Annotated in this window: 25 protein-coding genes; 16 read left to right on the top strand and 9 right to left on the bottom strand. The window is 48.4% G+C overall.

What is annotated here, in order from left to right; all coding sequences use genetic code 11:
- Positions 1-126: 126 nt before the first annotated feature.
- The 3 genes from KNP78_RS04370 (at position 127) to KNP78_RS04360 (ending at position 1,351) form a co-directional block, all read left to right on the top strand.
- Positions 127-894, top strand: coding sequence for a bacteriochlorophyll 4-vinyl reductase (locus KNP78_RS04370; protein WP_371819175.1), 768 nt, complete (start codon positions 127-129; stop codon positions 892-894).
- A gap of 76 nt (positions 895-970) precedes the next feature.
- On the top strand, positions 971-1,174 hold the full coding sequence (locus KNP78_RS04365; protein ID WP_034776722.1) for a hypothetical protein: 204 nt from the start codon (positions 971-973) through the stop codon (positions 1,172-1,174).
- A 9-nt stretch (positions 1,175-1,183) separates the two neighbouring features.
- Positions 1,184-1,351 carry a nucleoside triphosphate pyrophosphohydrolase family protein gene (locus KNP78_RS04360; protein WP_251128438.1) on the top strand — a complete coding sequence of 56 codons (168 nt, stop codon included), beginning with the start codon at positions 1,184-1,186 and terminating at the stop codon, positions 1,349-1,351.
- A gap of 58 nt (positions 1,352-1,409) precedes the next feature.
- Here the strand turns inward: KNP78_RS04360 and KNP78_RS04355 are convergent, their stop codons facing one another.
- From KNP78_RS04355 to KNP78_RS04345, 3 genes are read right to left on the bottom strand one after another with little or no spacing between them, the layout of a single operon-like run.
- Entirely contained in the window at positions 1,410-2,093 is a 684-nt protein-coding gene (locus KNP78_RS04355; protein ID WP_214823324.1) for a hypothetical protein, read from the bottom strand.
- Positions 2,083-2,439 (bottom strand): hypothetical protein, encoded by a 357-nt coding sequence (locus KNP78_RS04350; RefSeq protein ID WP_214823323.1) that lies wholly within the window; start codon positions 2,437-2,439, stop codon positions 2,083-2,085. The genes KNP78_RS04355 and KNP78_RS04350 overlap by 11 nt, the downstream gene beginning before the upstream one ends.
- Entirely contained in the window at positions 2,420-3,550 is a 1,131-nt protein-coding gene (locus KNP78_RS04345) for a hypothetical protein (protein ID WP_214823322.1), read from the bottom strand. The genes KNP78_RS04350 and KNP78_RS04345 overlap by 20 nt, the downstream gene beginning before the upstream one ends.
- A 115-nt stretch (positions 3,551-3,665) precedes the next feature.
- On the opposite strand from KNP78_RS04345, the gene KNP78_RS04340 reads away from it, so the two are divergent.
- The 4 genes from KNP78_RS04340 to KNP78_RS04325 all read left to right on the top strand — a co-directional run bounded on the left by KNP78_RS04340 (position 3,666) and on the right by KNP78_RS04325 (position 8,289).
- On the top strand, positions 3,666-3,995 hold the full coding sequence (locus KNP78_RS04340) for a nucleoside triphosphate pyrophosphohydrolase (RefSeq protein ID WP_214823321.1): 330 nt from the start codon (positions 3,666-3,668) through the stop codon (positions 3,993-3,995).
- A complete protein-coding gene (locus tag KNP78_RS04335; protein ID WP_214823320.1) occupies positions 3,988-6,345 on the top strand; it encodes a DEAD/DEAH box helicase family protein in 2,358 nt (785 codons plus the stop codon). The genes KNP78_RS04340 and KNP78_RS04335 overlap by 8 nt, the downstream gene beginning before the upstream one ends.
- Positions 6,346-6,365: 20 nt before the next feature.
- Complete coding sequence (locus KNP78_RS04330; protein ID WP_214823319.1) at positions 6,366-6,623, top strand: hypothetical protein; 258 nt, start codon at positions 6,366-6,368, stop codon at positions 6,621-6,623.
- A 127-nt stretch (positions 6,624-6,750) separates the two neighbouring features.
- A complete protein-coding gene (locus KNP78_RS04325) occupies positions 6,751-8,289 on the top strand; it encodes a hypothetical protein (RefSeq protein WP_034776740.1) in 1,539 nt (512 codons plus the stop codon).
- A gap of 45 nt (positions 8,290-8,334) precedes the next feature.
- Here KNP78_RS04325 and KNP78_RS04320 read toward each other — a convergent pair whose 3' ends face one another.
- From KNP78_RS04320 to KNP78_RS04295, 6 genes are all read right to left on the bottom strand, one after another.
- Entirely contained in the window at positions 8,335-8,607 is a 273-nt protein-coding gene (locus KNP78_RS04320; RefSeq protein WP_214823318.1) for a CPCC family cysteine-rich protein, read from the bottom strand.
- A gap of 77 nt (positions 8,608-8,684) precedes the next feature.
- Complete coding sequence (locus tag KNP78_RS04315) at positions 8,685-9,041, bottom strand: DUF1304 domain-containing protein (protein WP_214823317.1); 357 nt, start codon at positions 9,039-9,041, stop codon at positions 8,685-8,687.
- 1 nt (position 9,042) lies between these two features.
- Complete coding sequence (locus KNP78_RS04310) at positions 9,043-9,336, bottom strand: putative quinol monooxygenase (protein WP_214752481.1); 294 nt, start codon at positions 9,334-9,336, stop codon at positions 9,043-9,045.
- Positions 9,337-9,351: 15 nt separating this feature from the next.
- Positions 9,352-9,990, bottom strand: a complete 639-nt coding sequence (locus tag KNP78_RS04305) for a nitroreductase family protein (RefSeq protein ID WP_034776748.1) — start codon at positions 9,988-9,990, stop codon at positions 9,352-9,354.
- Positions 9,991-10,013: 23 nt separating this feature from the next.
- Positions 10,014-10,424, bottom strand: coding sequence for a MarR family winged helix-turn-helix transcriptional regulator (locus KNP78_RS04300; protein ID WP_138859783.1), 411 nt, complete (start codon positions 10,422-10,424; stop codon positions 10,014-10,016).
- Positions 10,425-10,545: 121 nt separating this feature from the next.
- Positions 10,546-11,298: a hypothetical protein gene (locus KNP78_RS04295; RefSeq protein ID WP_214823316.1), complete on the bottom strand. Its 753-nt coding sequence runs from the start codon at positions 11,296-11,298 to the stop codon at positions 10,546-10,548.
- Between the two features lie 179 nt (positions 11,299-11,477).
- Between KNP78_RS04295 and KNP78_RS04290 the strand changes: the two genes are divergently transcribed.
- The 9 genes from KNP78_RS04290 (at position 11,478) to trxA (ending at position 19,056) form a co-directional block, all read left to right on the top strand.
- Positions 11,478-11,879, top strand: coding sequence for a GntR family transcriptional regulator (locus KNP78_RS04290; RefSeq protein WP_034776753.1), 402 nt, complete (start codon positions 11,478-11,480; stop codon positions 11,877-11,879).
- Complete coding sequence (locus KNP78_RS04285; protein WP_214752485.1) at positions 11,854-12,735, top strand: ABC transporter ATP-binding protein; 882 nt, start codon at positions 11,854-11,856, stop codon at positions 12,733-12,735. Before KNP78_RS04290 ends, KNP78_RS04285 begins: the two co-directional genes overlap by 26 nt.
- The gene (locus KNP78_RS04280; protein WP_214823315.1) at positions 12,725-13,852 is read left to right on the top strand and encodes an ABC transporter permease subunit; all 1,128 of its coding nucleotides are present in this window, start codon (positions 12,725-12,727) and stop codon (positions 13,850-13,852) included. The genes KNP78_RS04285 and KNP78_RS04280 overlap by 11 nt, the downstream gene beginning before the upstream one ends.
- Positions 13,853-13,865: 13 nt before the next feature.
- The gene (locus KNP78_RS04275) at positions 13,866-14,333 is read left to right on the top strand and encodes a DUF4825 domain-containing protein (RefSeq protein WP_214823314.1); all 468 of its coding nucleotides are present in this window, start codon (positions 13,866-13,868) and stop codon (positions 14,331-14,333) included.
- Between the two features lie 137 nt (positions 14,334-14,470).
- Positions 14,471-16,144 carry an AMP-binding protein gene (locus tag KNP78_RS04270; protein ID WP_214752491.1) on the top strand — a complete coding sequence of 558 codons (1,674 nt, stop codon included), beginning with the start codon at positions 14,471-14,473 and terminating at the stop codon, positions 16,142-16,144.
- A gap of 80 nt (positions 16,145-16,224) precedes the next feature.
- The gene (locus tag KNP78_RS04265; protein ID WP_034776763.1) at positions 16,225-16,803 is read left to right on the top strand and encodes a fatty acid metabolism transcriptional regulator FadR; all 579 of its coding nucleotides are present in this window, start codon (positions 16,225-16,227) and stop codon (positions 16,801-16,803) included.
- A gap of 79 nt (positions 16,804-16,882) precedes the next feature.
- The gene (locus tag KNP78_RS04260; RefSeq protein WP_214752493.1) at positions 16,883-17,656 is read left to right on the top strand and encodes an electron transfer flavoprotein subunit beta/FixA family protein; all 774 of its coding nucleotides are present in this window, start codon (positions 16,883-16,885) and stop codon (positions 17,654-17,656) included.
- A 13-nt stretch (positions 17,657-17,669) separates the two neighbouring features.
- Positions 17,670-18,635, top strand: a complete 966-nt coding sequence (locus KNP78_RS04255; protein WP_214823313.1) for an electron transfer flavoprotein subunit alpha/FixB family protein — start codon at positions 17,670-17,672, stop codon at positions 18,633-18,635.
- A 106-nt stretch (positions 18,636-18,741) separates the two neighbouring features.
- Positions 18,742-19,056, top strand: coding sequence for a thioredoxin (trxA, locus tag KNP78_RS04250; RefSeq protein ID WP_034776769.1), 315 nt, complete (start codon positions 18,742-18,744; stop codon positions 19,054-19,056).
- Positions 19,057-19,275: the final 219 nt, after the last annotated feature.

Below are 19,275 nucleotides of genomic sequence, written 5' to 3'. Positions count from 1 at the left end.
ACGCATGCGTTGTCGAAACACTAAAACCCAGCTGGCAAAGTTCTGTACTTTTCGTTGCATTATTGTGCACATTTGTATTGCAAAATACACGGGGCAAAGTTTTTCGAACAGTTAGTGATTAATGTCGTGAAATTGCCAGGTGTGAAAGTAGATCGAACAGAGTTTTTAGCAAAAAGTTTTAGTAAGCACGTGACCGCGAGACAATTAGCAGACATCCTTGAAAAAGGACCGGTTCAATCAAACGTTTCAAAAAAATTGATTCGACGAGTCGCAAAGAAGACCATCTTGAATCGAACGATGAAAAGTTCATCGGCTTCGTTTGCAGCGGGGTTACCTGGTGGGGTGGTCATAGCGGCCACTGTTCCAGCGGACACGGCTCAATTCTTTGGTGTAGCGCTTCGAGTGGCTCAAGAAATTGGTTATATCTATGGATATGAAGATTTTTGGAGTGAGAATGGCCTAGATGTCAATCGAGTGAGCGGAGAATTGATTTTGTTTCTCGGTGTCATGTTTGGTGTCGGCGGAGCGACGGCCACCATTAAAGTATTGTCTTCGCAATTATCCAAACAAGCATTAAAGAAAATTCCGAATCGAGCAATGATGCAGACGATTTATTATCCGATTCTTAAAAAGATGGGAAGTTATATCGGATTGAAGATGACGAGAAAATCTTTCGCGCAAGGGATTTCGAAAGTGATTCCTATCGCTGGAGGTGTGATTTCAGGTTGGATCACGTATTCATCCATGCATCAAATGGGAAATAGACTACTGACAGCACTTGAAGAAAGCATTGATCTCTCTGATGAGGAACTTGTAGCGAGTATCAAAGAGATGAAACAAGAAATTCCGAACATGACTGAGAAAGATTTCGGGATTTTGCAAGCGAGTGTATAAACAAGGAGACGGAAATATGTCTGTCAGACGGTGACGAGCGGTAGAAGGACATCATGAGTGTAACGGAGGAGACGACATGAAATCGTATGAAATTGAATTCCATATGATCAATGATGAGGTGTTGACGCAAGTGGTGGAAGCGGAGAGTCGCTATGCGGCGCTCGAATCGATTTATCAATCGTTCCGTCATGCGACGGACGGATTCGTCCAGTTCGAGGATGAATGGATCATTTTCCTCGACCATGTCGTGTATGTGAAGGCGTTTGAGATTGTAGAGTAGGGGGCAGCTATGGTGAAGCATAACAAGTTGGTTCGAGACCGTGTGCCTGAACTGATTCAAGCAGAAGGGAAGCAGGTCATCGTCAAGCACTTGAATCAAGCCGAACATTTCGAACAAGCACGACTGAAGCTGTATGAAGAATTAAAAGAGTATGAAGATGCGAATATTAATGAATAATATATTAGGGGATTCGATAAAGCGAGCAGAATAGTGAAGAATTAATTTTAAGAATCCACTATTCTGCTTCTAAATCGGAGTCTGTATCTACAGCAGGGTGCTTTTGTAGATAGGAGTTAATATCAGTGTCATTAATTATATCCATTTTTTTTATTTCAATTATTTCAAAAAAAGATTTACCCTCAATTAATTCTTTAAAATCGTCTAAAGTAAAGCTAACAATTAGTACATCGTGCTTTAAATATAGTTTTTTAATCCATCCGTATGCATTTGACCACTTCGAACCAGTTACTCCATTTTTTGATACTAAAATACCTAACTTTTTACTCTGGCTTAAAAGCAAATAAGCAAATTTACCTACGAAAGTAACGTCTACTTTACCAGCGTAATTTTTACATTCTATTAAAAACTCATCTTCAAAATTAAAATAGCCTTTGCTTTTTGCGATTGCACCTGAGGTATTTAGTTTGCATAAAAAGTCAATTTCATTCGTTGAGGTATGAATGTTTGGAAAAGCTTCAAAAAATTTTAAACCATTCAAAGTTTCGCGAGTTAGAGATTCAAGACTATCGCCCTTATCTTTTTCAGTCTTAAATTTCCCTTCTTCAATTGTATCAATCAATACATTGAGTCTGGATTTAGTACCTTCGTTTAATATTAAATTTTTTTGGAAGTTAGAAGCTTCTTTATTACATTGTTCAAATATTAAGTCTAGGGCGTTAAATCCATTACTATTCACCATAAGAAATATTTACCTTTTTAATCACTTTATAGATTAAGATATTATTTTCTTGGATATTTATACTTTGACCACACTCTGGACAATCCTGATTTAAATCGTCTCCGAGTAAATCTAGTAGGTTATCATAAATCTTTCCAATAGATTTAGATTCGTAAGGACAGTAAATTTCATAATATTCTTTTAAATATCCTGATTTTTTAAGTAAATCTAAAATTTCATACGCTGCTTTCATATCAATATTGAGTTCTCGGATTAAAACACCTGGATATACGTAGTGATTTGGTTGAAAGTAACTAAACAATCGGGCGAGAGCTGTTTTCTGTTGGCTATTCAGTTTGACCGTCAAGTTTTTGCTTGTTATCAAAAATGAATTGTGTAACATAGGACATCCTCTCCGAATCGGCATTATTGCCATAATATTGTAAAACGCTGAAATCTTGACCGTGATAGTTAAAAAGGAATTTAACTTTAACGATTTTGCTTTTCACTTCATTTTTCCAGGCTAAAGTAATCCAAGGATGATCAGATAGGTACTCAGCTTCTAAAATGATTTCTTCTAACATTTCTTGAATTTGTTGTGTTTCGTCATTAGCGTTAAAAAGTTCTTCATGATTTTTTAAAATATCTTTCAAATTCCCTATAAACGGTAATATCATATTGTCATTATTTCCAGTGTCTAATATAGCTTTAGATCCTGTATGATATTCTAGCGCTTGGGCCGACACTGCGACTTCATTTTCTTCGGAATCGTTCAATGTTTCTTTAATATACTTTACAATTGAAGATAAGTTGATTGCTAGTAATTCAACCCCTAGTAAAGTCTCTAATTTGTGTTTAACTTCTTCAATTTTTTTTACATAAAAACCGCTATCTCCATTGCTAATATATCCCTTTACCTTTTCAAATCTAATTTCAATCATATTTGTAGAGGTGTTTAATATACAAATTATTGGATAACTAATTTCGCGCTTGTTGTCATTCTCTTGAGGCAAATATCCTACAAGTTTTAAAGGGAATTTTAAAAAATGCAAGTCAGAGTTGGTTTTGTACGAAGGAGTACATTCATTTATACTACTTGCCAGCCTATCAAGATTATATTCATCAGATTCAATTGAAATAATTAATTTCTCTTGAAGCGCAAGATACAAATTTTCAACCCAATCTTCTTTAATCTCAAATAAAACTGAATAACTATATGGAGAATCATATTCTTTTTCTTGGATAGTCGATATTACTTCTGAGCTTTTATTATCTAATGCAGTTAGTAATTCTATAGAATCGTATCTGGGATGATAGGGAGTTTCGTCTTCGTTTGAAAAAACATAAGAGTCTTCAGATAACAAATCTACTTTATAACTGATTGCACCCTTTTCTTCAAGAGTCTTTAATAACAACTTAATAAAATAATTTGGATAGACCTCTGTTATAGTCGTCTGAATTATATTTTTGTAGTCCAAGATGATTCCCCCTGATATAGGTATTATTAAAAAGTTAGAAGTGAAAAAATGTATACTTTAATTATAGAAGGAATGATTAAATAGTGCATTCACTTTTTTGAAAGGGCGGTTAACAATGAAAAAGTATAACAAACTAATCCGCGACCGGATTCCTGAAATCATCCACGAAGCAGGTCAAATTCCTGTCGTCAAACACCTTAATCAAGCTGAGCATTTTGAACAGGCTCGCTTGAAACTCTATGAAGAAATTAAAGAGTACGAAGAGACGAACATCGATGAAGAATCACTGGAAGAACTTGCTGACATTTTGGAACTCGTCTATACGCTTGGAAAAATGCATGGTGCGAGTTTTGAGGAATTGAATCGCATCCGTGAGGAGAAGCGTGAGAAGCGGGGCGGTTTTGAAAAAGGTCTCTTTTTGGAAGAGGTCCTTGAACATGAGTGAGTTACGTCTTCATACGAGTCACTTACGAATTCCATTACAACATCAAATCGACGCGGCGACTGAAATCTATATGGTCGTCGCGTTTGCGCAAGTATCGGGTGTTCAAGAACTTGCCGCTTCACTTCAACAAGCAGTCAATCGTGGTGCCCAAGTCCGCATTCTGATTGGAGATTATCTCTATTTGACGAACCCGGACGCGCTTGAGATGTTAATGAACATTCAAGGCGTGGAGCTACGGCTCTATCGATCGAACGGCCAGTCATTCCACCCGAAAGCGTATTTGTTCCGCACACAAGATGGAGGGACGTTCTTTGTCGGCTCGTCCAATCTGTCGCATAGCGCCTTGAATCGAGGTGTCGAATGGAACGTCGAGATACCGGCGAGCATCTCGGAGGACGTGTTCGAACAGTCGGTCGATGCGTTTCATGAGCTCTTTTATAGTGACTATGCGCAAATCATGAACGCCGTCTCGTTACAGCCTTATCGAGAAGAGTATATGGCCAGACAAGATCGGATGAAGGAAGCTGAGCAAATCGCAGCGCCCGCCCCGGTCTATATCGAGGACGATACAATCACACCGAACACCGTACAAGACGCTGCTTTGAAGGCGTTACGCGAGACGATGGACGAGGGCAGACGCAAAGCGATGCTCGTGCTCGCTACCGGACTAGGAAAGACGTACTTGAGCGCCTTCTTCGCCCGCCAGTTCAAACGAGTGCTCTTCATTGCTCATCAAAAAGAGATTCTGCTTCAAGCTGAGGCATCCTATAAGAAAGTCTCGACCGAATGGAAGACGGGATTATTGCTCGGAGGTGACTCGAGAGATGAGAAATCAGCCGACGTATTATTCGCTTCGATTCAAACATTGGCCTCGAAACATCGGATGCAACAGTTCACACCAGATCAGTTCGATTTGATTGTCGTCGACGAATTCCACCATTCGGCTGCGCCATCCTATCGGCGTGTCCTTGATTACTTCGAGCCGAAATTCTTGCTCGGATTGACGGCGACGCCCGATCGATTGGACGGGGGCGACGTCTACGCCTTGTGTGATGACAATGTCGCGTATCAGATGCACTTCACTGAAGCGATTGAAGAGTCGTATTTGACACCGTTCCATTACGTTGGAATTTATGATGAGATCGATTATTCGCAGATTCGATTGATCAACGGTCGTCGCTATGATCAAGACGAACTATTGGCGGAGCAGTTGAAGGAAAGTGTCGCTCAAAAAATCTTTGAGGCCTGGCGGACGCATCATCAGACGCGAGCGCTCGGTTTCTGTTCATCGGTCACTCAAGCTGAATATTTAGCCGACTATTTCCGCCTGCAAGGTGTTCAAGCCGTAGCTTTACATAGCAAGACCGAATATGACCGTGGAGATGTGATGCGTCAATTGAAACAAGGACATCTCGATATTATATTCGCGGTGAACTTATTCAATGAAGGTGTCGATATCTCGGAAATCGATACGTTATTGTTCTGCCGCCCGACCGAATCGTTGACGGTCTTCACCCAACAGATTGGTCGTGGATTACGTCTATTGAGCGGCAAGACGCATTGCACCATCATCGACTTGATTGGGAACTATAAGAACATCGATAAGAAGTTGGCGTTGTTGACGACGAAGCGACAACCGATTGTCAAAGCTCTTCCTACAGATGTGGATTTACCAGGCGAATGTACCATCGAATTTGATTTACATGCCATCGATTTATTGAAGCGAATGGTCACCCGTTCTTCGACACGGCGACAACAGTTGGAGCGTAACTACTTCATGGTGAAAGAAGAACTTGGAAGACGTCCGAGTTACCTAGAGTTGATCCAGCGAGGTGAATACTCGATAGATGCCTATCGTTCTGAATGGAAGAAAGACGGAGGGTATTACGGGTTCCTCAATCGGGTGGGGGAGCTGGATGATGAAGAGAGTCACCTGTTTGAAGAGGTGAAGTCGCTGTTGCTTGAAGTGGAATACACAGACATGACGAAGAGCTATAAGATGATTGTGTTATCCATCATGTTAAGTCGTGGGAGTGATGGATGGCTTCAGCCACTACCAGCGAGCGAGGCGGCTCGTCCATTCTATGAGTTTATTAATGCATTCTCATATCGTCAGCAGATTGACGGACAGACGAAAGACTTCCAATCACCGTTCCATCAGCAAAAGATTGAAAAGTTACTGTTGCGGATGCCATTTGATAAAATAGCTAAAGGACCATTCTTCGTATCAGAGGAGTCATTACATATCGAGCATAATGAAGTGTATGCTCATCCTTTGGTTTACGAATGGGTCAGTCAAATCGTTGAAGTCCGACTGCATCACTACTTCAGTCGGAAAGCTTCAGAATGATTGGGAAAGGAGTCTTTAACTTGAAACGCGCACTACTTCGCAAAATCCAATTCGCCCTCCAGCATCACGGGGGGACGGCGTCATTGAAAGAAATCAACGCATACATCGAGCGGTCATACTACCAACTTGAACTCGATCGGTATAAAGATTGGAAGGCTCACGTTAATAAACAGATTCGGGCCCATTCGAGCGACTCGGCCAGCTTCGCGGGGAAAGAAGACTTGTTTTATTCCACAGGAAATAAAGGCATCTGGGGCCTGCGCCAAACGAATAATTAACCGAAAGCGGAACCATTTCAGTTGGTTCCGCTTTCAATGTTTACAAAACATCACACCCCCTTGTCACAGAATGTTCAATCCTGTAAACTTCGAAACAGTGTGAAAAAAATGTATAAGGGGTTTATCCATGGAAATCGTTCAGCAATTATCGCAAGTACAATTACTCAACCAATTCTGGTTGCTCATGGCCTTCGTCATCCCGATGGTCATTTTATCGCGGATGGTCGTGGCCGGTTCACGGTTCTCACCAATCCTCGTCATCGTCATCTTCGGTCTCGGACTTGGCTTCGCCATGGTCGAGATGGGCATCGCGACACCGGGTCTCCCTGAGTTCCCGCTCGTCGACTTCCTATCACGGACGACGATCATCGCGCTCGTCGTGTCGTTCTTCGTCGGTGGACAAGAACTTCGCAAGATCTTAAGCAAACAAGAGCTCGACATGAAGGACATCGTCGTGCCATCGAAAGAAGAGATGTTCCTCGGAACAGGACGGACACAGTTCATCTTCATCCTCCGTTCATTCTTCTTGCTCGTCGGTCTCGAAGGGTTCTTCCGCATGATGATTCAACCGGGCGCGGCAGAGGGCATCATGCTCTACTACCCAATCCTCGCGTTGATCGGTCTCGCGGCATCGTTCCTCTTGATCGACCACAAGGCTCAAATCGACGATAAGAAGGTATACATGCGTAAAGGCGTCATCGAGACAGTCTTGATGCTCGTCATCTTGTTCGTGTCGTACGGCATCGCCGTGGCGGTTCAACCGATTATCGCGCTGCCGCAAATCTTCTTCGCCATGTTGCTTTCGTCAGCACTCGGTGCCATCTTCCACAACTGGACGTATGGACCGACCGTCCGTGCGCTTCTGTTCGCCGGAATCCCGGTCGTCTTGGCCGCCAACTTCATGGTCGGTGGCTCGCGAATCGGTGATGCGTTCGCCATCGAAGGCATGAACTCGATTCTCGTGTACGGTTTCTTCGGTCAGTTGTTCTGGATGTTCGGTGGGATTGCGCTCCTCATGTGGTTCGCCCGCACAGGACACATCCGCAACCTCGCACCAGGTATGGCCGGCTCGCTCTCGCACAGTGGTCTCACAGGCGCATGTACGGCTGGTGACTTCGGTCAAGTGGCCGCGAAACGTGCCCCGATCATGATCAACATCCCGTTCTTCGGTCACATCTTCGTGTTCTCGATTTTGGCAGTCAGTGCCGACAACGGGGCGCTCTGGATTTGGCCGACGGCGATCATCGTCTTGGTCGGTCTCACGTTGACGGCGCTCTCGCTCAAAAACTTGCGCGGTGCCAACGGCGAAGACTTCAAAGAAGTGAAGGCGCTCATGCAGTTCTCGTTCGGTTGGCAGATGATGGCGGTCTTCGGTGGACTCGTCCTTCTCACGTTCAGCACGATCGCGTTCGACTACACGACGATGGCTCAATCGTCAGCCATCTCGCACTTTGGTCTCTTCGCAGCCGTGCAGGGCGGCATGTTCGGGACGGAAGCGTCGCTTCTCATCCCGCTCATCTTCTCGATGCCATTCCTCGTCCATCCGATCGTGTTCTACATGTTCGGGAAGGCGCTCGATAACAACGGTGAAATGCCGCGTGTACCAGTTTACGCCATGGCGCTCATCGGTGTCGTCGGAGTCTCGTTCGCGATTCTCGGCGTATAACAAACAGCCGCTTCTACAAATGCGTAGAAGCGGTTTTTTGTATGCTTATTTTGTTGTTAACGGTCGCCACTTTGGGTCTTTGATGTCGTGCTCGTTCGGAGTACGAACAAATTTGAGCGAACCTCGATCGCATGCGCTAAAATGAATGTAGTTCTGTTGCGCTTGCCTGAGCGACACTGTGTTAGCGCCACCTTCGTAGTCCGGGTCATTGAACTGGACTCCGTCGTCTTCCCAGAAACAGATGCCGCAAATGTCATACGTGCCGGGTGGTTCTTCGTTAAGTGTTTGATAGCCGCAACAAGGGCATGTGTATGTCATCGAATATCACCTCACTTTTCAGTATACCGCACGCCGCGTACAAAAAAACGGCCGACACGAGGTCGACCGCTTCAAGCTCACCACAACATGGACAACAGCGTCAAAATCGCCAATCCGCCTTGCGTGAGGATAATCTTTTTGTTGCTCGTGATACTGCCGTACAACGCGACGAGCACGATATAGATGAGAAGCATCGTGACGATCTCGATTGACTGGCTGACGAACAGACCGTACAGCAAGCCGACGCCAATCAACCCGTTATAGACGCCTTGGTTCTTGAACAGCACCGACACAGAATCACGCGCAAGCTCTTGTTCCGTCATGTTGAAGACACGGGCCGTCGTTTTCGAACGCGTGGCGAACGTCTCTAAATACATAATGTAGAAGAACTCGATGGCGACGAGTGTTCCGATGACGAGGGTGAGGCCGGACATGTTAGTTGGCCGTCGCGACTTCCGTCACATGGAGCACCGGTTTCGCCGTCACGTAGTTGCCTACGTTTTGAGCGAACGCGATGAGGTCCGGGTTTTGGTTGTGTTGTTCGACGGCCGCTTGGTCGGCCCAGTTCTCGATCATGACGAAGCGGTTCTCCGAAGTCGTCGATTGGAACAGTTCATAGCTCAAGCAACCGGCTTCTTGTTTCGACGAGTCGATGAGCTTATTGATGTCTGCCAAGAAGTTTTCAAATTCTGTTTCTTTCACGTCGAAAATAGCATTGATTAAGATCATGTAGGTGTCCTCCGATTATTTGAATGATGTGATTTTTTCAGCGTCGAGGCGTACCGATTGGTAGCCTTCTTCTGCAGCTTTACCGACCGAGAGGATCATGACCGGCACGTAACGGTCTTTATCTAAACCGAACGCTTCCGCGAGTTGGTCTTTCTCGAAACCGCCGATTGGGTTCGTGTCGTAACCGTGGGCACGGGCGACGAGCATGAATTGCATCGCAGCGAGGCTCGAGTCGATTTTGACGATGTCGTTCATCTCTTGTGTCGACAAGTTCTTGTAGTACGGGAGGATGGCGCCGAGCTGTTGGTCGCGCACTTCTTGCGGCATTTTACCTTCCGCGACAGCTTGATCGTAAATCTCTTCACCGAGCTCGTAGCATTCCATGTCGCCGAAGATGAGGACCATCGCAGCCGACGTGTCGTTTTGACGGACGTTGAAGCGGATGAGCGGCTTGAGCGCCTCTTTCGCCTCTGGGCTCTCGACGACGACGAAGCGCCACGGTTGCATGTTGACTGAAGAAGGGGCTGTTGTCGCTTCCTCGATCATTTGAAGCATTTCAAGTTGTGAGATTTTGACGTTCTCGTCGTAGACGCGGATCGATTTGCGACCGAGCATCACGTCAGTGAATGTGTTGTTTTCGAATGTAGTTGCCATGGATATTACCTCTTTCTCTCTTGTTATAGTTGGTTAAGCTTTTGCAGCAGACTCGACAGCTGATTGATTTCTGACTCGGACAGCACTCTCGTAATCAAATGCTTGCCGCGGTCGTGGTCTTGTTCACAGCTCGTCAAGTCATGTTTGGCTTCGTCGGTCAAATGGACGAACACTTCACGATGGTTCGCGGTGTTCCGTTCCCGGCGGACGTAGCCTTTTTCTTCAAGGATCTTCAAATGGCGGGTGATGGCCGCATTGTCGATTTTCATCGCTTGCTGAATCTCGCTTTGCGAACAGACGCCCTTGTCATGCACAATCATGAGCATTTCGTAGCGGGTCAGGCTGAAGCCCGTCTCTTTCTCGAACGAGGTCGCGACGCGTTGGTCCGCCAGTTTGATTTGGTACAGCAGTCGGCTGATGTCTCGTAATTCCATCTGTGGTGTCTCACCCCTCTCATTTGATAAGTCAATTGTTGACTCGTCAAATGTAAAACATTCACGCCGTGCTGTAAAGGAGAATGCTCACAAAAAAACCATCCGCTCGTGCGAATGGTCCTCAGTCTTCATAGTTGGTGCCATCGAAGTGGTAGTCATGGATGAACGTCGTCTCGTCGAAGCCATACAGTCGATCATGGCGATTCAAGTCCTCGATTGTCTGAATTTCATGCATCGCCGGTTCGCCGGGGAACGAGTCGTGTGAGACATTCATGTAGCGTTCTTTGAAGTCGTCATCCTCATACGGTGTCCCGTCGAATGAGAAATGAATCGAGTAGACGTCATCTTCCAAGGCTCGTATCACGCCGAGCATCCGTTGTTTCTGCGCATCGGTGTTGGACCACTTCTCGTGGAACATGATGGACACGTCCAAGAACTCTTTTGACTCGACGTCGAAGACGGACGTCGGGGTAGGGCGTACGGTCGTCGCAACATCCTCATCCACACCGGTCGGTACACTCGCGCGGACCGTTTCCGCCTCCGTCAACAAGTCGAGTTGCTCGAGACGCTCCTTGAACGTGTCTTCGGCTTCTTGCTGCCAGACATGTTCGAGCACGTTGTCATGGATTGTTTGATCAGTCTGATACGTCTCAGCCCAATAGTCACCTTCGAGTATCGGATCGGTCAGGGTGAATTCGGCCGCATAGCCGCCCATCTTCCAGTCGCGCTTGAGCGTGACCTCGACGTCTTCTCCATATGTATCTTCAATATAGGACTCGTATCGTTCTTCCTCGTCTTGTTTTGCGTAAGTCGACCATGTCGTGCCAAGCGCGGTCACGGCGACAGCGGTTGCGACTAACCATCGTTTTCTCATTTTTGATTCACCTCTCTACCAATGTACCTGAAATGGAAGTGTACTACCTCGGTCCAAAGTCGTATTCAATTTATTCCCAAATGCCTGTAAACTGAAAGTGCCCTTTAAGAACTATTGTATTTATGTGTACTAATACATATAATACACTTATACCACGTACACAAGAGAGGGTGTGACCCATGTTATATAAAATTGATATGAAAAGCGCGGAACCTTTGTATGAACAAATCGTAAATCAGACGAAGGCACTCGTCATCCGCGGGATTTTACGGCCGGGCGACAAAGTCATGTCGGTGCGCGAACTTGCGACCGACCTCGTCATCAATCCGAACACGGTCAGTAAGGCGTATCAGGAACTCGAGCGGCTCGGATTGCTCGAGATGCATCGCGGGCGGGGGACGTTCGTCTCCGAGGACTGGATCGACCAGGACTCACCGCGCGCCCCAATCCTTGAGGCGATCAAGAAGCTCGCCATCGATTGCCATTACGCGAACATCGCGCTCACTGAAGCGCTGACGCTATTTGAGACAGAGTATAAGAAAGTAGGGGAGAACCATGCTGACAGTCCAGCAACTGAGTAAGAAAATCGATCGACAGCAAGTGCTAGATGATATCGATTTCACCGTCGGCGCCGGGGAAATCATCGCCCTCGTCGGACGGAACGGGGCCGGCAAGACGACGCTCCTCCGGACGATGGTCGGCATCATCCGACCGGACACGGGCGACGTCCGCTACGGTCCATCGAGCATCTTTGAAAAAGCAGAGTTAAAGCGTGACGTCATCTTCGTCCCGGATTCGGCCGACGCGCTCAAGCATTACACAGTCAACGAGGCGGCAGCGCTCTACGAATCGATTTATCCGACGTTCAACCGTTCAACCTTTAGAGAGACGCTCACACGATATAACATCGACAACAAGAAGATTCGCCAGCTCTCGAAAGGGCAGAAGGCGATGGTGACGCTGTCGCTCGCGTTCGCCGTCCAAGCGAAGTATTATCTGCTCGATGAACCGACGGACGGACTCGACGTCGTCGCTAAATCCGACGTCTTGAAGCTGATGATCGCCCAAGTCGAGGCGCGCAACTGTTCGATTATCGTCTCGAGCCACCAGTTGCACGAGCTCGAACGAATCGCCGACCGCATCATCATGATCGAGAAAGGCCGCGTCAAAGCGATCATGTCGCTCGAGGAGGCGCGTGAGACGAGCGTCAAACTGCAAGTCGTCTTCAACGACCAAGTACCGGTCGAACTGCTTGAACGGAAAGATATCGAAATCATCAACGTCACAGGCCGGGTCGCCTTGTTCATGGCGAAAGAACGGACGAAAGAACTCGATACGTTCGTCGATGCGCATGATCCGATGCTCGTCGAAGAGATTCCGATGTCTCTCGAAGACATCTTCCGGGTCCAATTAGGAGGTGAGGCAAGTGTCTTTTAAAGTGTTGTTAAAGAAAGACTGGAAACAAGTGTCGTTGTTATGGATGTTGCTCGTCTTCCTTGGAATCGTCGCCTACACGCTTCCAGTGTGGACACAGATGCAATCATTCGATGAACAAGTTCGTGAAATTCAAGCGAATCCCGAGGAGTTTGCCGAATGGTATGGCGACAATGTAACCAATCCGTCGGTTGAAGAGTTGTTTAGCCCGCAGTACAGCTACTTTATTGGTGACTTACAGACACTGATCCCGTATGGTGGCGTCATCTTCCTCTACATCATCTTCGGCTTCTTGATGGCATCCGTCTTGATTGGAAGTGAACGCAATAGCCAAATGTCTGACTTTGCGATGTCCCTCCCGTTCAACCGCAACCAGCTATACATATCGAAGTGGTTGATTGGGACGAGCGGGATCATTGTCTCGTCTCTCCTTGGCGGACCGCTCATGCTTTGGGTGATCCACTCATCACGCTATTCTTTTTTGATGGACGGATACACGTTACAAGTCGCGGGGCTTGTTGGGTTTATGTTGTTGACCGGGATTGCCGTTTTCTCGTTGGCGTTATGGATGGGTTCATTCGGCGGGGAGGCTGTCTCGCAAGTGCTCTGGTCGGTCGTCGCCTTATTGTTCCCTGTCGGCATCATCCTGTTGATTCAAGGTTCGATTTACGCGGTCGCTCAAAATACGTCGGGCGTCTACGGTCTGTTCGAACGGGCTATGGAAAGTGTGTTCTTGCGAGTGATTTCACCGCTTGCGAACGTATTTAACGTCGATACGTTCAACATGTTCACGGACAATACGGTGTGGGAAGACTTTATGACGGTGGCGATGCTTAGCGCCATCAGCTTTATCATCCTCTCGTTCGTTCTCGGCTTATGGATGTTCAACCGGGCCCCACAAGAGAACAACGGCCGCTTCTTCATGTTCACGAACTGGCTTTGGCTTGTCCACGTGATCATGGTCGTCTGTTTCGCCATGCTCGGCGGGATCATTCTGGCCAACCTCTCGTACCCGACGAACAGCATCCTTTACGTTGTCGGTTTTGTCATCGGCGGTTTCCTCGCTCATTTACTTGCGAAACGCCTGCTCTATCGCTTGAACTTGAAACTAAAATCTTGATAGGAGGATTTTCATGAAACGGCTCAGTCTGCTCGTCGTCTTGCTCATCGTGCTCGCTGGATGCGGGGACACCGAACAATCGAACGCTTTCCAATACAAAGGGTCTTACGTCGGGGACAACAGCGCCGTCGCCGGCATCGCCCAGACGTTGCCGATGCACGACTGCTACAAGTCGATCGAGCTGCAGACGAAAAAACGTCCTTACGGGCTGACGATTCGTTACAGTGATCCTGAGATTGAACGGATCGAACAGGAGCGGCTCGCGATTCGGAATGCGGCGACGTACTTCACACTCGTGCAAAACACGGAGATTGTCCGCTTCGCTTTCCCGAACCGGACATATTCGTTCTCGCGCCCGGAGATGGAGGCGTGGCTCGACATCGACTTCTCGACGATCAAGTGGGAAAAAGAGTTAAAGGATCACTTGGACGAGAAAATCAGCAACCAAGAGCAGACCGAAGCCTATTTCAAGAGAATCTGAACGTGTGCGGAAACTTTCATCCGCGCACGTTTTTTCGATATTTTCTGAAAATTATCGGGTAAAGGGTAGATGAAAGCGTTTTCTTGGCATTATAATAGAGTTAACTGAATGACTATTCATTCCAAGGAGGAGAATCGATGAACAAACCGTGGTTGCAAGATTATCCAGCTGACATGCCAGAAACGATTGATTACGAGGTGAAGCCGCTCTATGAGGCGCTATCCCGGGCCGCTACCGATTATCCGGACCGGACCGCCGTCTCTTTCATCGGCAAAGAGTTGACGTTCGCCGAGGTCGATGACGCGGCGAAGCGACTCGCGACGATGCTCCAATCGAAAGGCCTGCAAAAAGGGGACCGCGTCAGCCTGATGCTCCCGAACTGTCCGCAATACGTCATTTCATTCTACGCTGTCTTGTACGCTGGTGGAACGGTCGTCCAGACGAACCCGCTCTACACCGAGCATGAGCTCGAGAATTTGATCACCGACTCAGGTGCGAACATCCTCATCACGCTCGACCTCCTCTATCCGAAATCGCTTCGTGTGAAACAGAAGACGGACATCAAGACGATCATCACGACGAGCATCGCCGACTATCTTCCGTTCCCGAAGAACAAGCTGTACCCGATCAAAGTGAAACGTGAGAACAACATCGTCATCGATACGACAGGTTCGGTCGCATTCAAAGATTATAAGAACTTCGGGCCGATTACCCCGATCGCGATCGATCCGAAAGAGGATGTCGCTGTCTTGCAATATACCGGCGGAACGACAGGTTTGCCAAAAGGCGTCATGCTGACCCACTTCAACTTGACGGCGAACGTCGACCAAATCTCGAACTTCTTCTATAGATATAATCGAGGCGACCTAAAGCGTGTCTTGAGCGTCGTGCCGTTCTTCCACGTCTACGGGATGACATGCTGTCTGAACTTCGGGATGGCGAACGGATATGAGCTCGTCCTCGTCCCGCGCTTTGACGTCACTGACGTCTTGAAGACGATCCACAAGAAGAAGCCACACTTCTTCCCAGGTGCACCGACGATGTATGTCGGCATCCTCAACGACCCGAAATTGAAAAAATATGACCTGTCGTCAATCGAGGCGTGTATCTCCGGATCGGCGCCGCTCCCGGTCGAGGTGCAGGAGCAGTTCGAGAGCATCACGGGCGGTCGCATCGTCGAAGGGTACGGGTTATCGGAGACATCACCGGTCACGCACGCGAACTTCCTATGGGATAAACGGATCGTCGGCTCGATCGGCGTGCCGTTGTCGGACACATCTGCTAAAATTGTAAAGGCAGACGGGGAGACGCCGGCGGATGTCGGCGAGATCGGTGAAGTCATGCTTCATGGCCCGCAAGTCATGAAAGGATATTGGCAGAAGCCGGAAGAGACGGCTGCCGTCTTGAAGGATGGATGGCTCGCGACCGGTGACCTCGGCTATATGGGCGAGGACGGGTTCTTCTATATCGTCGACCGGAAGAAGGACATGATCATCGCCGGAGGCTTCAACGTCTATCCGCGTGAGATCGAAGAAGTGCTATACGAACATCCGGCCGTCAAGGAAGCGGTCTGTATCGGCGTACCGGACCCGTATCGCGGTGAGACGGTCAAGGCGTTCATCGTGACGCGTGACGGCGCCAGCGTGACGGAAGAAGAGCTCGACAAGCACTGTCGCGAGAAGCTCGCGGCGTATAAAGTGCCGAAGCTGTATGAGTTCCGGGAAGAGTTGCCGAAGACGTTCGTCGGTAAGATTTTACGTCGTGTCCTCGTCGACGAAGAGAAGGCGAAACAAGTGAAACAAAGCAGTTGACACAACCGTGTCACATGATAGAATAATAAATGAATGAACCATCATTCATTTTTCTGCAGCGGTAAGGAGCTTGGGTGTTTATGACAAAGAATGGATCAAAAAGTGACCGCATTATCGATGCGGCAGTGAAAGTGATTGCGGATCATGGCTATCACGGTGCAAAGGTGACGGCCATCGCCAAAGAGGCGGGCGTCGCCGACGGAACGATTTATCTGTACTTCAAAAACAAGGAGCATCTGTTGATTGAATTGTTCCAAACGAAGATGGGCTTGTTCATCGACTACTCGAAGCAACAGATCGAGCAGGAGACGACGGCCGGCGACAAACTCTATCAGTTGATCGAGTCGCACTTGAAGCAACTGTCGGCCGATTACGACCTCGCCGTCGTGACGCAAATCGAGCTTCGGCAGTCGAACTTGGCGCTTCGTCAAAAGATTAGCGAAGTGTTGAAGCCGTACTTGAACTTGATCGATGCGGTCGTGCAGCACGGGGTCGACACCGGCGAGTTCGACCAAGAACTTGACTATCGCCTCGCCCGGCAGATGATCTTCGGCACGATCGATGAAGTGGTCACGAGCTGGATGGCGAGCGGCTTCAAATATGATTTGATGTCGACGTTACCGAAAGTACACCATATGTTAAAAAAAGGGCTTGCTTAACCGTAAGCCCTCTCGCTAGCTCAAAAAATGAATGGAGATTCATGAATGATGGTGCGAACAACTTAAAGGGGGAACTACGATGAATATTTTTGTATTGCTGAAGCGTACGTTCGATACAGAAGAAGCGATTCAGCTCGAGAATGGGGAAATTCAAGAAGACGGCGCTGAGTTCATCATTAACCCGTACGATGAGTATGCGGTCGAGGAGGCCATTCGCAAGCGTGACGATCTCGGGGGAGAAGTCACGGTCGTGACGGTCGGTCCAGAAGACGCGGACAAAGAACTTCGCACGGCGCTCGCGATGGGTGCGGACAAAGCGGTCCGTATCTCAATCGAAGATGACGTCGAGGACGCCGATCACGTGACGATCTCAAAAGTGCTCGCCACGTACTTGAAGGAACAAGCGCCTGACCTCGTCTTCGCCGGGAACGTCGCCATCGACGGCGGCAGCGGCCAAGTCGCGCCACGCGTCGCAGAACTGTTGGACATGAACTACGTGACGACGATCACGGAACTCAAAATCGATGGCACGATGGCGACGGTCACACGTGACGTCGAAGGGGACACCGAAGTGATCGAAGTGCCGCTCCCGCTCCTCGTGACGGCGCAACAAGGGTTGAACGAACCGCGCTACCCGAGTCTTCCAGGCATCATGAAGGCGAAGAAGAAGCCGCTCGAAGAACTCGAACTGTCGGACATCGACCTCGATGAAGACGAGATCGAAGCGAAGATCGAGACGATTGAACGGTTCTTGCCGGAAGAGAAGAAAGCGGGACGCATCCTTGAAGGGGATACGTCGTCACAAGTGAGCGAGCTCGTTCAATTACTTCGCACGGAAGCAAAAGTCATTTAAGGGGGACACATAGATGAAAGCTCTAGTACTCGCAGAAGCGCGTGAAGGCGCGTTACGGAACGTATCATTCGAAGCCATCGCCGCGGCGAAGCAACTGACGGACGACGTGACGGCGGTCGTCATCGGGGATGATGTCAAAGCACTCGCCAATGAACTCGGGGAATACGGCGCGGGACGCGTCCTCGTCATCGAAGACGAGCGTCTCAAACACTATACGCCAGACGGTTACGGACAAGTGCTCCGCCAAGTCATCGACCAGGAGTCGCCGGACATGATCGTGCTCGGCCATACGGCGCTCGGGAAAGATATCGCACCGAAACTAGCGGCTCGTCTGGACGCCGGTCTCATCAGTGACGTCGTCTCGATTGAAGGATCTGGCAAAGACGCCGAGTTCGTCCGCCCGATCTATTCAGGGAAAGCGTTCGAGAAAGTGAAATTCAAAGACTCGGTCATGCTCTTCACGATCCGTCCGAACAACATCGACGCTCTTCCGCGTACGGCTGGAGCGAGTGTGTCGGTCGAGACACCGAGCGTGGAGCTCAAGGACCTCGCCATGATCGTCAAAGAAGTCGTCCGCAAGGCGACGGGGAAAGTCGATTTGACGGAAGCGAAAGTCATCGTCGCCGGTGGGCGCGGCGTCAAGAGCGAGGACGGCTTCAAGCCGCTCGAAGAGCTCGCGGAATTGCTCGGCGGGGCCGTCGGTGCTTCACGTGGAGCATGTGACGCCGACTACTGTGACTATGCGCTTCAAATCGGGCAGACCGGGAAAGTCGTCACGCCGGACTTGTATATTGCCTGCGGCATCTCTGGGGCGATCCAACACTTGGCCGGGATGAGCAACGCCAAAGTCATCGTCGCCATCAACAAAGACCCGGAAGCGAACATCTTCACCGTGGCCGACTACGGCATTGTCGGTGACTTGTTCGACGTCGTCCCGCTCTTGACGGAAGAGTTCCGCAAACACCTCGTCAATAGCTGATATGCAGAATGTTTGGGGAAACGTACCCTCCGTGGTATACTCTGAACATGAAATGCATGAGAGTTCTTAATCGGCTCTCACATCTTACTGGGGAGGTATTTACCAAATGGCTATTAAACACGCAACGACTCAAACATTCGAACAAGAAGTAAAAGAGGGCGTCGTCCTCGTCGATTTCTGGGCAGCTTGGTGTGGACCGTGCCGCATGATCGCACCGGTACTCGAAGAGCTTGACCAAGAGATGGGCGACCAAGTCCAAATCGTGAAACTTGACGTTGACGAGAACCCAGAAGTAGCGGGTGCTTTCCAAATCCAAAGTATCCCAACACTCATGATGTTCAAAGACGGACAACCTGTTTCGAAAACAATGGGCTTCCAACCAAAAGAAGCACTCAAAGAGTTTATCGCGACAGCAAAATAATGCGTACAGCCGACCGGGGAACTGGTCGGCTGTTTTTTGTTGGGCTCGTTAGGGAAGAAGGAGTTTAGTCGTTTCGCATGGAATAACAACGCTTAAGGTTCGGTCCGGATTTAACGGGGAATCCGGAAAAAGCACCATCTGAAAACGGATACATACGACGCTTGATCAGAATTTTTTTTCGTCGCTTTTTGTCGACTCTCTTCATATTTAACAGTCCGG

It is taken from the genome of Exiguobacterium sp. s28 (genome assembly GCF_018618135.1).
Classification (GTDB): Bacteria; Bacillota; Bacilli; order Exiguobacteriales; family Exiguobacteriaceae; genus Exiguobacterium; species Exiguobacterium mexicanum_A.
The sequence above is the reverse complement of the archived record's forward strand: the minus strand, read 5'-3'. Positions and strand labels throughout refer to the sequence as shown.